A 14,212-nucleotide genomic window follows, 5' to 3' on the forward strand; every position below is an offset into this window, starting at 1 on the left:
CGCCACTCCCCGGAGCGGCGCCCCTTCCGCGTGCCCCGGACCCCGGCGGCAAGCCGTTGACGCCGCTCGGTGCGGGGCCGAGGATGCCGTGGGTGAGCAGAGGCTGTGAAGTGATCGTCATCGCCTTCCGAGGCGGAGAGGTGATGGAGCCCCTCACCCGGGACGACGATCGCCGCGAGTGGCATCAGCGGTTCGAGCCCATCCCCGGTATGGACGCCTGGGCCATCGACTTCTGGCGGCCCAACTGGACCGGTCTCCTGCGCCATCTGGACCGGCTGCCCTGGCCGTTCCCGCACTCCGTGCAGATCCTGCTGCGCGATCAGGACGACGAGTGCTTCGGGCTCTGGATGCTGCACGACGGCAGCCTCAAGGAGGTGCCGCTCCCCTGCACGGTCAGGTACGAGAACGATGTGGCGCCACTGGGTTCGATACTCGTTCGCACGGACCGGGAAGGGTGCCCGGCGGACTGAACGGGCGGGGTGCGTACGGGCGTTCTGTGGGGCGGCGCCGCCGGTCCGTGCACGGGTGTGATCACCGGGACGAGGTGCGTCATGCGGCCCGGTGCCGGGTCGCTCTGCGGGCCGCTGAGGTGATGGTCGCGCGGGCCTCTCGTTCGGGGAGGCCCGTGGTGGTGGCCGCGGTGATGAGGGGGGCGGTCAGGGCGGGGCCGATGCCGTTCTCGTAGGCGCGGCAGGCGGCCCAGAACAGGCGGGCGTTGCGCTGACCCTCGGGCGCCCCGAGGACGAACCGCACCAGGCCCGCGCCGGACCGGTCTCCGGCCGGGTGCGTGCGGTGGCCGGGGGCGGGCGGGGGCGGCAGGAGCAGGCACAGCAGGGCCGGCGGGCAGGGCGCGGGCGGCAGGTGCGCGGTGCCGGGGGCGAGGGCGTAGACGCCGTGTGCGGTGCGCGAGCCGGGGCCGACCAGGTAGCCGCCCGCGCCCCGGATGTCGATGCCGGGCGCCAGCCGGCTCGCGGAGTTCGGGACGACCACGCCCGCGGGGCCGCTCAGCCACAGGTGGCGACCGCCGCTGGGGGTCAGGACGACCACGGTGGCGGGGACGGCGAACAGGTGCCGCCGGGCTAGTGCGCGCAGCGCGGCCGGGGCGTCGGTGCCGGTCTTGGTGTCGAGGTCGACGCCGATCAGCTGGTACGGGGGCAGCCCGCACGCGATGCCGTAGCCGGTGGCCCGGGGCGCGGCGGCGAACAGCTCGCGCACGCGGGCCGGGTCGGCGGAGGCGTCGTGGACGCCGTGCCCGAAACGGCCGCACTCGCCGTGGCAGGGCGGGCGGCCGGGGTCGGGGTCGTCGTGGTGGGGGGAGCGCAGGGCCGGGAGTTTCGTCCGGGACAGGGGGATCACGGCCAGGCCGCGTTCGGCGGCTGACAGGGCGTGCGCGAGGGCCAGCGTGGTGGCCTGCCGGTCAAGGATGGCCATGGATTCATGGTCGTACGTGCGTTCGAAAAAGGGAAGGGGGAGTGATGCGGCGCGCCCGGGGGGTGGGGCGGGTGGAGCATTCCGTGGGGATTTCCGGGGCGTCGGCGGGCGGTTGGCGGGGGCTGGTGGAGGGACGTTTCGGCGCTTGCGGGGACTGGACGGACGAGTGGAGCCTCCCGTGCTGTCCGACGGCCGGTGCGCCTGTCGTGGTGGCGCGAAACGTGGCGAAAGGGGTTTATCGACCCGCCCTCACGCTTGCGTGGGAATCGGGATCTCCGGGGTGGTACGCCGGGGGGCCGGTGGGCAAGCCTGGTCTCGCGACGTCGTCACCAAGCGCCGGGGCGGTCGGCCGGCCGACCTGGCGGAAGCCGTACTCCAGGAAGCCGTACTCCAGGAAGCCGCGCACTGCCGGACGCGGTCCGCGCGGCCCCCGTGCGGCCGGTCAGGCGGCCGGTCGTGTCACCTCTCACCGAAGGAGCACCATGGCAAGCATCCGTACCGTCCGCGTTCTCGCCGCCGTCGGCGCGATCCCGCTCGCCGCCGCCCTCTTCACCGGCGTCGCGGCGGCGGACAACGGCGCCTTCGCGGACAACGGATCGAACGCGGGCGCCGCGAGCGTCGCCGGCAGCGGCGTCGGCCGCGACAACACCGGCAACTCGGCCACCTCGCAGCAGCAGGCCGTCGGCACCGGCGCCTCGAACCGGAGCGACAGCGCCCAGGTCGACGGCTCCGCGTTCACGGGCGTCCAGCAGGGCAACAGGAACCTCGCTGTCCACTTCACCTCGCTCTGGTGAGCCGCGGCGGGCCGGCACGCGCCGTGGGGGAGCGCCGGCCCTGAGCATCCGGGGGACGTCGGGGGTGTCGGGGGTGTGGGGCGAGGGCGTCGGGGGTGCCGGGGGGCGCTGGTGGGGAGGCGTCCGGGGGCGTGCTCGTGGGGGTGCGAGACGCGTCCAGGGGGGGGCAACACGCGGCCGTGCGGCGGTGCTTCGGCGCCGCCGCACGACCGTACTCGTGGGCGCCGCGGGGCCGTGCCCGGGGTCGCCGCACGGCCGTACGCGCGCGTCCGTCCCCGGGGCGACCCGCAGGGCCCGGCCCCTCCTCCTCCACCTTCAGGAGGTGCGGCCGGCACCACCCCTACAACTTGAGGGGGACGCCCCTTCGGGACCTGCGGGCGATCCGCCGCCGGAGCGCCGCTCCTAGCGTGGAGCCATGACCACACCCGTCTGCGCCGGCGCGTCGACAGCGGCCGTACCGGCGACGCCCAGCCCGGCGTATCCGTCGTTCGCCTCGTACATGCGGGCCCGCCAGCCGGTGCTGCTGCGCACCGCCCGGTCGCTGACCGCGAACCCGGCCGACGCCGAGGACCTGCTGCAGACCGCGCTCACCAAGACGTACGTCGCGTGGGAGCGGATCGAGGACCACCGCGCGCTCGACGGCTACGTCCGCCGCGCGCTGCTCAACACGCGCACGTCGCAGTGGCGCAAGCGCAAGGTCGACGAGTTCGCCTGCGACGAGCTGCCCGAACCGGAACCCTCGGTCGGCACCGCCGACCCCGCCGAGCAGCAGGCGCTGCGGGACGCCATGTGGCGGGCGATCGCCAAACTGCCCACCCGGCAGCGGGCGATGGTCGTCCTCAGGTACTACGAGGACCTCTCGGAGGTCCAGACGGCCGAGGTGCTCGGCGTGTCCGTGGGCACGGTGAAGTCGGCGGTCTCGCGCGCGCTCGGCAAGCTGCGGGAGGACCCCGAGCTGGCCCTCGCCCGCTGAGGCCCCCGTCCCCCGTCCCCCTCCCTGTGGGGAATATTGCGTCGCCGAATCGCCCGGGGCTAGTGACATACCGCTCGGTATGTGCGCAGAATCAGCGGACCCCCTACCACCGCGTAGGCAACGCCGCCCCGGGAGGACGACGCCGTGCTGAGCACCATGCAGGACGTACCGTTGACCGTCACTCGCATCCTCGTCCACGGGGTACAGGTGCACGGACGGTCGCAGATCATCACCTGGACCGGCGAGGGGGAGCCGCAGCGCCGCAGCTTCGCCGAGGCGGGCGCCCGCGCGGTACAGCTCGCCAACGCCCTGCGCGACGAACTCGGCGTCCGGGACGACGACCGGGTCGCGACCCTGATGTGGAACAACGCCGAGCACGTCGAGGCGTACTTCGCCGTCCCCGCCATGGGCGCGGTGCTGCACACGCTGAACCTGCGCCTGGCCGCCGAGCAGCTGGCCTGGATCGTCAACCACGCCGCCGACCGCGTGATCATCGTCAACGGCTCCCTGATCCCCCTGCTCGCCCCGCTGCTGCCGCACCTGCGGACGGTCGAGCACCTCGTCGTCTCCGGCCCCGGCGACCGCGCCCCGCTCGCCGGCGCCACCGCGCGCGTGCACGAGTACGAGGACCTGATCGCGGGCCGGCCGACCACCTACGACTGGCCCGAGCTGGACGAACGCCAGGCCGCCGCCATGTGCTACACCTCCGGCACCACCGGCGACCCCAAGGGCGTCGTCTACAGCCACCGTTCGATCTACCTGCACTCCATGCAGGCCAACATGGCGCAGTCGATGGGCCTGACCGACCGGGACACCTCGCTCGTCGTCGTGCCGCAGTTCCACGTGAACGCCTGGGGCCTGCCGCACGCCACCTTCATGTCCGGCATCAACATGCTGATGCCGGACCGGTTCCTCCAGCCCGCCCCGCTCGCCGAGATGATCGAACGCGAGCGCCCGACCCACGCCGCCGCCGTCCCCACCATCTGGCAGGGCCTGCTCACCGAGCTGACCGCCCGCCCCCGCGACGTCTCCTCCCTCGTCCAGGTCACCATCGGCGGCGCCGCCTGTCCGCCCTCGCTCATGCGGGCGTTCGACGAACTCGGCATGCGGGTCTGCCACGCCTGGGGCATGACGGAGACCTCGCCGCTCGGCACGGTGGCCCGCCCGCCGGCCCACGCGGTCGGCACCGACGAGGAGTTCGGCTACCGCCTCACCCAGGGCCGCTTCCCGGCCGGCGTCGAGGCCCGCCTGACCGGTCCCGGCGGCGAACGCCTCCCCTGGGACGGCGAGTCCGCCGGCGAGCTGGAGGTCCGCGGCCCGTGGATCGCCGGCGCGTACTACAACGGCCCCGGCGCCGAACCGCTGCGCCCCGACGACAAGTTCAGCGCGGACGGCTGGCTGAAGACCGGCGACGTCGGCACCATCAGCCCGGACGGTTTCCTCACCCTCACCGACCGCGCCAAGGACGTCATCAAGTCCGGCGGCGAGTGGATCTCCTCGGTCGACCTGGAGAACGCGCTGATGGCCCACCCGGACGTCGCCGAGGCCGCCGTCGTCGCCGTCCCCGACGACAGGTGGGGCGAGCGTCCGCTGGCCACCGTCGTCCTCAAGGAGGGCGCCGACGTGGGCTTCGAGACGCTGCGCGACTTCCTCGCCGGGGAGGGGAAGATCGCCAAGTGGCAGCTCCCGGAACGCTGGACGATCGTCGAGTCGGTGCCCAAGACCAGCGTGGGCAAGTTCGACAAGAAGGTGCTGCGCAGGCGGTACGCGGAGGGCGAGCTGGACGTCACGAAGTTCTGAGCCGGGGTCGGTGCCGGGGCCGGGGCCGGTGACGGCCCCACGCCGATCGCGGCGGCGACCCCGTCCGCGCGGGCGTCACCGCCGTACGGCCGTCGTCGTCCAGCCCAGCACCAGCCACACCGCCGCCACCGCGCACACCCCGGACCAGCCCCAGTGCGCGAAGGCGGGGGCGGCCACCGAGGAGGCGAGGGCGGCGCCCGCGAAGCCGGAGACGACGTAGGCGGTGTTGGCGGTCGCCGGGGTCGAGGTGGTCGTCAGGGCCAGGGTCTGGTTGGCGACGTGGGAGGCCACCAGGGCCGCGTGGATCGCCACGGCGGCCACGAACAGCGCCGCCATCGTGTGCCCGCCCAGCCAGAACAGCGGCACGGACGCGGCGGCCAGGACGTAAGCGGACCGTACGACCCTGGTCGCGCCGAACCGGTCGACCAGGCCGCCGGCCAGCGGGGCCACCGCGCTCGCGGCCAGCCCGAAGAGGCCGAACAGACCGGCGGTCGCCGTCGACAGACCGTACGGCCGTCCGGTCAGCAGCAGCGCCAGCGAGGTCCACAGCGCGCTCCAGGCGCCGAACATGCCGGCCTGCCGCAGGCACGCGCGCCACAGGTCGGGCGAGCGGCGGACGAGGCCCGGCAGCGCGGCGACGCCGGACAGCAGCGGGCCGGCGCCGCGGCGGCGCTCCGAGGGCAGGGCGGCCGCGGTCGCGAGACCGAGCACCAGGGTCAGCGCGCCCGCGCCCACGAACACCCAGCGCCAGCCGAACGCCTGGCCCACCAGCCCGCCGACCACCCGGGCGGCGACGATGCCGGTGAACAGGCCCGCCACCACCGCGGCCACATGGCGCGCGCGGCGGTCGGCGGGGGCGCGTTCGGCGACCATCGGGACGAGCAGCTGCGGCACCACGGTCGCGGCGGAGGCGACGAACACCGCCGCCGCGAGGGCGGCGGCGCCGGGCGCCATCGCCGCCGCGAGGAGCGCCGCCGTCGTCGCCAGGGACAGCCCGGCCACCAGCGGGCGGCGGTTCACCCGGTCGCCGAGCGGCGCGAAGAACAGCAGGCCGGCCGCGTACCCGAACTGCGCCACCGAGGCGATCCAGGCCACGGCGGAGGGCGCCGAGCCGAAGTCGTGGGCGATGAGGGGCAGCAGCGCGGCGGCGAGGTAGATGTTCCCGGCGGTGACCGCCGTGCACAGGGCTATGAGGGACAGGAACGCGGTCGGACCGAGGGGCCGACGGGGGCCGGAGCGGGAGCCGGGGGCGGTGGAGGGGTCTGCGGTGGTGCGGTCTGCGGTGGTGCGGTCGTCGGTGGGGGCGGTGCGGGTGGGGACGGGTGACGACGGCATGGGCTGTGGGCCTCCGATGCGTACGTGTCAGGACTGCAACCAACTGGTTGGTTGGAACGTGGAACAGTCTGCGCCCGCGATCGATTCCCCGTCAACCAAATAGTTGGTTGCCGACGTCGTACCCTGTCCCCATGGCAGCAAGGGACCCCGAGGCGACCAAGGCCCGGATCTTCGAGGCGGCGGTCGCCGAGTTCGCCCGGTACGGCATCGCGGGCGCCCGCATCGACCGCATCGCCACCCGGGCCAAGGCCAACAAGCAGCTGATCTACGCCTACTTCGGCAACAAGGACCAGCTGTTCTCCAAGGTGCTCGGCCACTCGATGGTCGACCTCGCGGCGGCCGTCCCGGTCGACGCGGACGACATCGAGGGCTGGATCGACCGGCTGCTGGACTACCACGCGGCCCACCCCGAGTTCCTGCGCCTGCTGTTCTGGGAGGGCGTCGAGTACGGCTCCGCCGAACTGCCCGACGAGGCCGAACGCCAGGAGCACTACGCCCGCAAGGTCGCCGCCGTCCAGGACGGCCAGGACCGGGGCGTGATCAGCGACGCGATCCCCGCCCGGGACCTGACGTTCCTGCTGGTCGCGCTGGCCGACTGGGCCGCCGTGGTGCCCCAGATGGAACGCATCCTGGTCGGCGCCGAGGCCACCGACCGCACCCGGCTGCGGGCGTCCATCAAGGAGGCGGCCCGCAGGCTCGTCGCGAAGTAGGACCGGCGGACGGCCCGAGTGGTCAGTCGGTCAGTCGGTCAGTTGGTGCCGATGCGGGCCAGCAGGTCGACGATCCGCGTCTGCACCTCGGCGCTGGTGGACCGCTCCGCGAGGAACAGCACCGTCTCGCCGGAGGCCAGCCGGGGCAGCTCGGCGGGGTCGACGGCGGCCGTGTAGACGACCAGCGGCGTGCGGTTGAGCTGCCCGTTCGCGCGCAGCCAGTCCAGGATCCCGGCCTGCCGGCGGTGCACCTGCATCAGGTCCATCACGACCAGGTTCGGCCGGAACTGCCCCGCCAGCGTCACCGCGTCGTTGTCGCTCGCGGCCCGCGCCACCTGCATGCCGCGCCGCTCCAGCGTCGCGGTCAGCGCCAGCGCGATCTCCGCGTGCTCCTCCACCAGCAGCACCCGCGGCGGATGCTGCTCGCTGTCGCGCGGCGCGAGCGCCTTCAGCAGCACGGCGGGATCGGCGCCGTACGCCGCCTCCCGCGACGCCTGTCCGAGCCCGGCCGTGACCAGCACCGGGACCTCGGCGGCGACCGCGGCCTGGCGCAGCGACTGGAGCGCGGTCCGGGTGATCGGGCCGGTCAGCGGGTCGACGAACAGGGCTGCGGGGAAGGCCGCGATCTGCGCGTCCACCTCCTCGCGCGAGTGCACGATGACGGGCCGGTAGCCGCGGTCGCTGAGCGCCTGCTGCGTGGTGACGTCCGGGGCCGGCCAGACCAGCAGCCGGCGCGGGTTGTCCAGCGGCTCCGGCGGCAGCTCGTCGTCCATCGGCTGCGGCCGCGGCGGATCCGCGACCTCCACGGCTCCACCGGGACCGTCCAGCGGTTCGGGCCCCTCGGCGGCGTTCTCGTCCGGGGCGCCTATCGCGTACGACCGTCCGGCGCCCTCGGTGCCGGGCACGGGGCGGGGCTGTCCGGGCAGGTTCGGCGGCTGGGGGTGCGGCGGCTGGGCCTGCGGGTTCGAACGGTCCGGCGGCGCGGGCTGCGCGGGGGCCGGTTCGGCCGCGGGGGGCGCGGGGGCGGCCTGCTCCGGCCGCTGTTCGGTGCGGGTGGCCGCCGGGTCGGGCGGGGTGCCCAGCTTGCGGCGGCGGCCGGAACCGCCGGGCGCGTGCGGGGGCGGCGTCGCCGACGGCTGCTGCACCTGCGCGGCCTGACGGCTGAAGGGCACGCCCTGACCGAGCGTGCGCACGCTGATCGCCCGGCCCTGGGTCGAGTGCGGGTCGACCGGCGAGGCGGCCTCGGCGGGCAGGGGCTGCGCCGCGCGGGGGGCGCCCTGGGCGGGGGTGGCCTGGCCGGACGCCTGGACAGGCGCCTGGGCGGCCTGTTCGGGCGGAAGCGGGGTCCCGGCGGGCGGTGTGGCCGGGGCGCCGGGGGCCGGGGGCTGTGCCGGGGGCAGGGGAGCGTCGGGGGCTCCGGGGGCCGGGATCGGCTGGGCGGGGGGCGCTGCGGGAACGCCCTGCGGCGGGGTGCCGGGCGACTCGGCGGGCAGCGGTCCGCCGGAGGCGTCCGGCCGGGCAACGGGCGGCGGCGTCCCGCCCGCGCCCCGCGGTTCGGCGCCCGGCTGACCGGGACCGACGAGGGGAACGACGTACGGCGTCACCGGCGCACCGGGACCCGTCCGCCCCGCCGGCCCGCCGGCCGCGGCCGGACCAGCCGGTACCGGAGGAGTGCCGGGCGCGACCGGCCCCCCCTGCAACGGCACGCTGGGGCCGACCGGCACGCCGGTCATGCCGGGCACACCGGGCGCGCCGGGCAGCGCGACGCCCTGTCCGACGACCGTCTCCTGCCCGGGGCCGCCGGGCACGGGCGCCGCCTGCGCCGGCGGAGCCACCGCCCGCCTGCGGCGTCCGGTCGGCGCGGTGGTCGGATGCGGCTGCGGCGGAGTGCGGTCGTCGTCGGCCTGGTTCCGCGGCGCGGCGTCGTGCCGGCCCCCGTCGGAGCCGGCTTCGGGAGCCGCGGGACCCGTGCCCTGGGCGGGGACGCGTACCGCGGGCGCGGCCTCGGGGTCCGGCCGGTCGGCGTCGGCGGGCGGCAGGGCGAAGACCGTACGCGGGGCCGTCTCCTGCGCGGCGGCACGCTCGTTCGCCGCCGCCAGGGCACGCCGCCGGCGCCCGGTCGGCTGCGCGCCGGAACCGCCTGCGCCGCTGCTGGAACCGGGGAAGTCGTCGGCGCCTTCAGCGGTCTCGACGGTCTCGGCGGCCGGGTTCAGGGGGACGGCGGGGCCGGTGCGGTCCGCCGCCGGGAGCGCCGGGGGCAGCGCGTGGGGCTCGCCGATCTCGCGCCGGGCGCGGCGGCCGGTGGGCGTGGGCACGCCCTGCGGCGGCACCGTGCCGCCCAGACCGGAGCCGGACGCCGCCGCGCCGGCCGCGTGCTCGGCCGCCATGACCACGGCGCCCTCGGAGACACCCGTGCTCTCGGAGACACCCGTGCCGTCGGGGACATCCGCGCCCTCGGGCATGCCGGCGCCGTCGGCGGGCCGGCCGCGTCGGCGTCCCGTGCCGCCGGACGCCTCGGCGCCCTGGGCCGCGTCCTCGCCCGTGGGCTGCGCCGGGAGCCGCGCGGGCGCCTCGACGGCGCGGCGCCGGCGCCGGCCGGTCGGCTCCGTCCGGGTGTCGGCGTCCGCCGGGGGCTCGGCGTCGAGGTCGTCGGCGTCCAGGAACGCGTCGGTGGCGCCGCGCCGGGCCCGCCGCCGTCCGCCGCCCGTGGCCTGCGCGGCCTGCGCGGGCAGCGCGAGCTCGGAAGAGATGCCGTCGGCGGGGGCGCCCTCGGCCGGCCGCACGGCCAGGGCCGTCGCGTCCGGGGCGGCGAGCGCCGGCTGCTGGGCGTACTCCGGGACGTAGCCCGCGGCCACGGCGCCGGCCCCGTCGCCGATGGGCACCTCCAGGACGTAGGCGCTGCCGCTCATCCCGGGCACCTCGACCGTCTGCAGCATGCCGCCGTGCGCGCGGACGATGCCGCGCACGATCGGCTCGTGCACCGGGTCGCCGCCGGCGTACGGGCCGCGGACCTCGATGCGGACGACGTTGCCGCGCTGCGCCGCCGCGACCACGACGGTGTTGTCCATGTAACCGCCCGCCGAGACAGGCGAGTTGCCGGTGGCGTCCACGCCCGCGACGTCCGCGACGAGATGCGCGAGGGCGGTGGCCAGGCGCCGCGGGTCGACCTCGGCCTCGATGGGCGGCGCGTGCACGGCGAACTGCACCCGGCCGGGCCCGACGAGTTCGACGGCCCCGTCGACACCGGCGGCGACGACCGCGTCGAGCATCACCTTGGTCCGGGTGATCGCCTCGCCGCCGACGTCGAGGCGCTGGTAGCCGAGGACGTTGTCGATGAGGGTGGTGATCCGCGCGTAGCCGGCGGACAGGTGGTGCAGCACTTGGTTGGCCTCGGGCCACAGCTGGCCGGCGTCGTCGGCGGCGAGGGCGGCCAGTTCGCGGCGCAGCTCGTCCAGCGGGCCGCGCAGGGAGCCGCCGAGCAGGGTCAGCAACTGCTCGTGCCGGGCGGCGAGGGCTTCGTAGCGGTCCTTCTCGCGCTCGCCGAGCGCGGCGTACCGCTCCTCGTTCGCGGCGAGTTCCTCCGCGTGCCGCTCGGTCAGCTCCTCGATCTCGGCGACGTGCCGCCGGCGCAGGGCGGTGAGTTCGGAGCCGTGCTCCTCGGCGAGCCGCTCCAGCTCCTCCGCGTGCCGCTCCTCGGCGGCGTCCTTCTCCTCGACCAGGGCGTCGTACGGGCGGCGGTCGGCGAAGGTCATCACGGCGCCGACGAGCTGGTCGCCGTCCCGGACGGGCGCGGTGGTGAGGTCGACGGGCACCTTGGCCTCGGACTTCGACCACAGCACCTGGCCGCGCACCCGGTGCTTGCGCCCGGAGCGCAGGGTGTCGGCGAGCGGCGACTCCTCGTAGGGGAACGGGGAGCCGTCGGCGCGGGAGTGCAGTACGAGGGTGTGCAGCTCGCGGCCGCCGAGTTCGCCGGCGCGGTAGCCGAGGATCTGGGCGGCGGCGGGGTTGACGAGGACGATCCGGCCGTCGGTGTCGGTGCCCACGACGCCCTCGGAGGCGGCCCGCAGGATCATCTCGGTCTGCCGCTGTGAACGGGCCAGTTCGGCCTCGGTGTCGACGGTGCCGGACAGATCGCGCACGACCAGCATCAGCAGCTCGTCGCCGGTGTAGCCGGAGGTGTCGTAGGCATGCTGGCCGTTCTGCAGATTCGCGCTCGTGACCTCGACCGGGAACTCGGTGCCGTCGGTCCGGCGGGCGATCATCCGGGTCGGCTTGGTGCGGGCGCGCGGGTCGATGTGGTCGGGGCGGCGCATGGAGCCGGGGATGAGCTTGGAGTCGAACTGCGGCAGCAGGTCGAGCAGCCCGCGCCCCACCAGAGCCGTGCCCGGGGTCTCGAAGGCCTCCAGGGCGATGGTGTTGGCGTTGACGACCGTGCCGTTGGCGTTGACCAGCACCAAGGCGTCGGGCAGCGCGTCGAGTATGGCAGCGAGGCGAGCAGCGCCTCGGGATGGCCTGCTGCTCACGAGACGCTTCCTCCCTGTTACCGCACCTTGCCGACCGCGGGGGCCATCTTGCCAACCGGCCCGCGGCGTGTCACGCGAAGGAGTCTAAGCGCTGAGGTTGCGCCCGCGACGGCGGATGAGAGGGAGGTCGCACGAGCAGGTGACGCACGACCCGCCCCTGACCGACCGTACGCGGCGCCCCGGACCGACTCCGCCCGGTGCCCGGACCGGTGGCGCGCCCGGCGGTCCGCGCAGGCCGTCGCCGGAGGCGGTGCCGCCTCGGACCGGCGGATCACCCGAGGTCGGGCAGGAGCGGCACCATCCGCTCCCAGCGCCCGATCTCGCAGCCGTTGGCCCTGCTGTACACCGCGTCCACCGGTCGCCCGGCCCAGACGCCGGTGACCCGGGCGGTGGCCGGGCCGCCGTACTCCAGGGTGCAGACGCTGCCGTCCGGCACCGGCGCGAAGGTGTCCCGCCCCCAGCGCGTGTCGCGGTCGAGCGCCGCGCACGCGCCCCGCACATCCGGATGGCGGCCGTGCTCGGGATGGCAGGACACCTCGTACGTCCCGTCCCGCCCGTCCCCCGCGTCCCGCACGGTGACGGTGAGGTGATCACCGGCCCGGTCCTCGTCCCGGACGGGCGGCGGCGCCCCGACGCCGGCGGCGGCCGCCCCGGCGGACAGCGCCGTGATCACCACGGCGGAGGCGGCGGCCCCGAGAAGGCGCCGCAGCGCCGAGGACGCCCTCGCCGCGGAGGAGGCGGAGGGAGCGAAGGACACGGAGGAAGGAGAGCTGACCTGCACCATGTCCGGACCAACGCGGCGGTCCGCCGGAGGTTGCGCCGCGGCCGACACAGTGCGACAAGGACTTTGCCCTGAACCCGGACTGCCTAGTACCGTGGGTGGCGATTGGTGGCACCCCGCAAGTCTGTGTCATCATCTGCACGCACCGATCGCGCGCTCGCGTGAGCGGTTGTGCTGGAGGCGTCGCCTAGTCCGGTCTATGGCGCCGCACTGCTAATGCGGTTTGGGCCTTCAAGCCCATCGAGGGTTCAAATCCCTCCGCCTCCGCGCACGAGCCCGAAGCCCCGGTCCCCAGGACCGGGGCTTCGGCGTTTCCCCGAAGACCGTCACGGCCATCACGGCCACCACCCGATCGGACCCGGCGCCCCCACTCCGCGCCCCGGTCATCACCGGGACCCCGCGCACCCCCCGAACCACGTTTCTGCAGGTCAGGCCGGGTAGGGGGAATGGATTTCACATGACGGCGGCAGTCATGTAATGTTCTTCCTGTCGCCGCGAGCGGGCCGAAAGGACCGGAAGCGAAGACGAAAAACAGAACAAGCACTCGTAGCTTAACGGATAGAGCATCTGACTACGGATCAGAAGGTTGCAGGTTCGAATCCTGCCGAGTGCACATCAGGCCAGAGGCCCCGGAGAGATCCGGGGCCTCTGGTGTTTCGCTGTCTCAGGGTCCTCGGGGTGATGGCGCGGATGTGGACGTGCTCGGGATTGCGGTGGTCCGCGGACGGGCCCGTGCTGCGGTGGCGGGACGGGCGGAGCAGTGCGCTGCCGTGGGGGAAGCGGGTGGCCTTCGGGGTCGCGGGGGATGGCGTGCGGGTCTGTGTGGGAGCGCGGGGGCACGACTGTCCCGTACGGGCCGCCGTGCCCGGTCGGAGTACGGGGGCGCGGTGCGAGGAGTGCGCGCGGCTGGACCGGGCGCACTCGGTGGCCGCCGACACGATCGCGGACGATCCGCGGCCGTACCGGGTGTATCTGGCGTGGTTCGGGCCCGGGATGGCCAAGGTGGGGATCACCGCGGCCGAACGGGGCCCGGCGCGGCTGCTCGAACAGGGCGCCGTCTGCTTCAGCTGGCTCGGCACCGGGCCGCTGATGGCCGCCCGCCGGACCGAGGAACTGCTGCGGGCCGCGCTCGGCATCCCCGACCGGATCCCCTACGCCCTCAAGCGCGCCGTCCGGGCCGCGCTGCCGGCGGCGGCGGCCGAGCGGGCGGCCGAGCTGCGCGACCTGCACGGACGGGCCACCGCGCTCGCCGGCTGGCCGGACTCGCTGGAGCGGGCGCCGTTCCGGCCGGTCGACCACCTCACGGCGTTCGGGCTGGCCGGGCTGCCCGCTCCCGCCGGTGCGGTGAGCGAGCTGGTCGCGGGCGGAGGAGTGAGCGGGGAACTGGTCGCCGCCGCCGGACCCGATCTGCACCTCGCGACCGGGAGCGGGAGCGGAGGCGGGGTCGTCGTGCTGGACACACGGCTCATGACCGGGTGGGGGCTCGGTCCGTGGCCGGGTGGGAACGACGGGATCACCCTGCCGGTAAGGGAGTTCAAGGAAGCGCCGGGCGTGCAGGACGGGTTGTTCTGAGCGCTCGCCGGTGAGTTGGGGGAGACGCACCGAGCGGGGGGTCGGTGAGCGGGGACCGGTGGGAGGCCGGGCCGTTCGGCCGTGACCGATCGCGTCCGTCGCGCCGCCGCGTAACCGAGTCGCCGCGCCGTCGCGTAACCGAGTCGCCGCGCCGCCGCGTAACCGAGTCGCCGAGTCGCCGGGTAACCGAGTCGCCGAGCGGTCGAGCCGCCGAGTCGAGGGGCCGTCAGCCGCCCCCCGGTTCCCAGGTGTTCCCTGAGAGGTGCCTGTGCGTTTCTCAGGGAAATCACAGA

10 protein-coding genes and 2 tRNA genes are annotated in these 14,212 nt (G+C 75.2%); 8 read left to right on the top strand and 4 right to left on the bottom strand.

The features are described 5' to 3' along the window. Positions 1-92 precede the first annotated feature (92 nt). Positions 93-470: a hypothetical protein gene (locus tag ABEB07_RS07715; RefSeq protein ID WP_345667558.1), complete on the top strand. Its 378-nt coding sequence runs from the start codon at positions 93-95 to the stop codon at positions 468-470. Between the two features lie 79 nt (positions 471-549). On the opposite strand, the gene ABEB07_RS07720 is transcribed toward ABEB07_RS07715, so the two are convergent. Continuing rightward, positions 550-1,431: a bifunctional DNA primase/polymerase gene (locus tag ABEB07_RS07720; RefSeq protein WP_345667559.1), complete on the bottom strand. Its 882-nt coding sequence runs from the start codon at positions 1,429-1,431 to the stop codon at positions 550-552. Positions 1,432-1,913: 482 nt separating this feature from the next. On the opposite strand from ABEB07_RS07720, the gene ABEB07_RS07725 reads away from it, so the two are divergent. The 3 genes from ABEB07_RS07725 (at position 1,914) to ABEB07_RS07735 (ending at position 4,998) form a co-directional block, all read left to right on the top strand. Next, a complete protein-coding gene (locus ABEB07_RS07725; RefSeq protein WP_345667560.1) occupies positions 1,914-2,225 on the top strand; it encodes a hypothetical protein in 312 nt (103 codons plus the stop codon). A 415-nt stretch (positions 2,226-2,640) separates the two neighbouring features. Further along, positions 2,641-3,198, top strand: a complete 558-nt coding sequence (locus tag ABEB07_RS07730) for a SigE family RNA polymerase sigma factor (RefSeq protein ID WP_176149637.1) — start codon at positions 2,641-2,643, stop codon at positions 3,196-3,198. A 156-nt stretch (positions 3,199-3,354) separates the two neighbouring features. Beyond that, positions 3,355-4,998 (top strand): long-chain fatty acid--CoA ligase, encoded by a 1,644-nt coding sequence (locus ABEB07_RS07735; protein WP_345667589.1) that lies wholly within the window; start codon positions 3,355-3,357, stop codon positions 4,996-4,998. 75 nt (positions 4,999-5,073) lie between these two features. Here ABEB07_RS07735 and ABEB07_RS07740 read toward each other — a convergent pair whose 3' ends face one another. Next, positions 5,074-6,333, bottom strand: coding sequence for an MFS transporter (locus tag ABEB07_RS07740; RefSeq protein WP_345667561.1), 1,260 nt, complete (start codon positions 6,331-6,333; stop codon positions 5,074-5,076). Between the two features lie 131 nt (positions 6,334-6,464). Here ABEB07_RS07740 and ABEB07_RS07745 point away from each other — a divergent pair, with 131 nt between their 5' ends. Beyond that, positions 6,465-7,043, top strand: coding sequence for a TetR family transcriptional regulator (locus tag ABEB07_RS07745; RefSeq protein ID WP_345667562.1), 579 nt, complete (start codon positions 6,465-6,467; stop codon positions 7,041-7,043). A gap of 38 nt (positions 7,044-7,081) precedes the next feature. Here the strand turns inward: ABEB07_RS07745 and ABEB07_RS07750 are convergent, their stop codons facing one another. Continuing rightward, on the bottom strand, positions 7,082-11,566 hold the full coding sequence (locus ABEB07_RS07750; RefSeq protein WP_345667563.1) for a hybrid sensor histidine kinase/response regulator: 4,485 nt from the start codon (positions 11,564-11,566) through the stop codon (positions 7,082-7,084). Between the two features lie 271 nt (positions 11,567-11,837). Beyond that, entirely contained in the window at positions 11,838-12,323 is a 486-nt protein-coding gene (locus ABEB07_RS07755) for an SSI family serine proteinase inhibitor (RefSeq protein ID WP_425588970.1), read from the bottom strand. A 200-nt stretch (positions 12,324-12,523) separates the two neighbouring features. Here ABEB07_RS07755 and ABEB07_RS07760 point away from each other — a divergent pair. The 3 genes from ABEB07_RS07760 to ABEB07_RS07770 all read left to right on the top strand — a co-directional run bounded on the left by ABEB07_RS07760 (position 12,524) and on the right by ABEB07_RS07770 (position 13,919). Next, positions 12,524-12,614, top strand: a tRNA-Ser gene (locus ABEB07_RS07760). Positions 12,615-12,887: 273 nt separating this feature from the next. Continuing rightward, positions 12,888-12,960: transfer RNA gene (locus ABEB07_RS07765), tRNA-Arg, on the top strand. A 68-nt stretch (positions 12,961-13,028) separates the two neighbouring features. After that, complete coding sequence (locus ABEB07_RS07770) at positions 13,029-13,919, top strand: DUF2797 domain-containing protein (RefSeq protein WP_345667590.1); 891 nt, start codon at positions 13,029-13,031, stop codon at positions 13,917-13,919. Positions 13,920-14,212: the final 293 nt, after the last annotated feature.

The organism is Streptomyces similanensis (assembly GCF_039543625.1).
GTDB classification, from domain to species: Bacteria; Actinomycetota; Actinomycetes; order Streptomycetales; family Streptomycetaceae; genus Streptomyces; species Streptomyces similanensis.

Bases quoted from the DNA above. Each gene is read 5' to 3' on its own strand.
- ABEB07_RS07720 (WP_345667559.1), bottom strand. From the start codon at position 1,431: ATGGCCATCCTTGACCGGCAGGCCACCACGCTGGCCCTCGCGCACGCC.
- ABEB07_RS07725 (WP_345667560.1), top strand. From the start codon at position 1,914: ATGGCAAGCATCCGTACCGTCCGCGTTCTCGCCGCCGTCGGCGCGATC.
- ABEB07_RS07730 (WP_176149637.1), top strand. From the start codon at position 2,641: ATGACCACACCCGTCTGCGCCGGCGCGTCGACAGCGGCCGTACCGGCG.
- ABEB07_RS07735 (WP_345667589.1), top strand. From the start codon at position 3,355: ATGCAGGACGTACCGTTGACCGTCACTCGCATCCTCGTCCACGGGGTA.
- ABEB07_RS07740 (WP_345667561.1), bottom strand. From the start codon at position 6,333: ATGCCGTCGTCACCCGTCCCCACCCGCACCGCCCCCACCGACGACCGC.
- ABEB07_RS07745 (WP_345667562.1), top strand. From the start codon at position 6,465: ATGGCAGCAAGGGACCCCGAGGCGACCAAGGCCCGGATCTTCGAGGCG.
- ABEB07_RS07770 (WP_345667590.1), top strand. From the start codon at position 13,029: ATGGCGCGGATGTGGACGTGCTCGGGATTGCGGTGGTCCGCGGACGGG.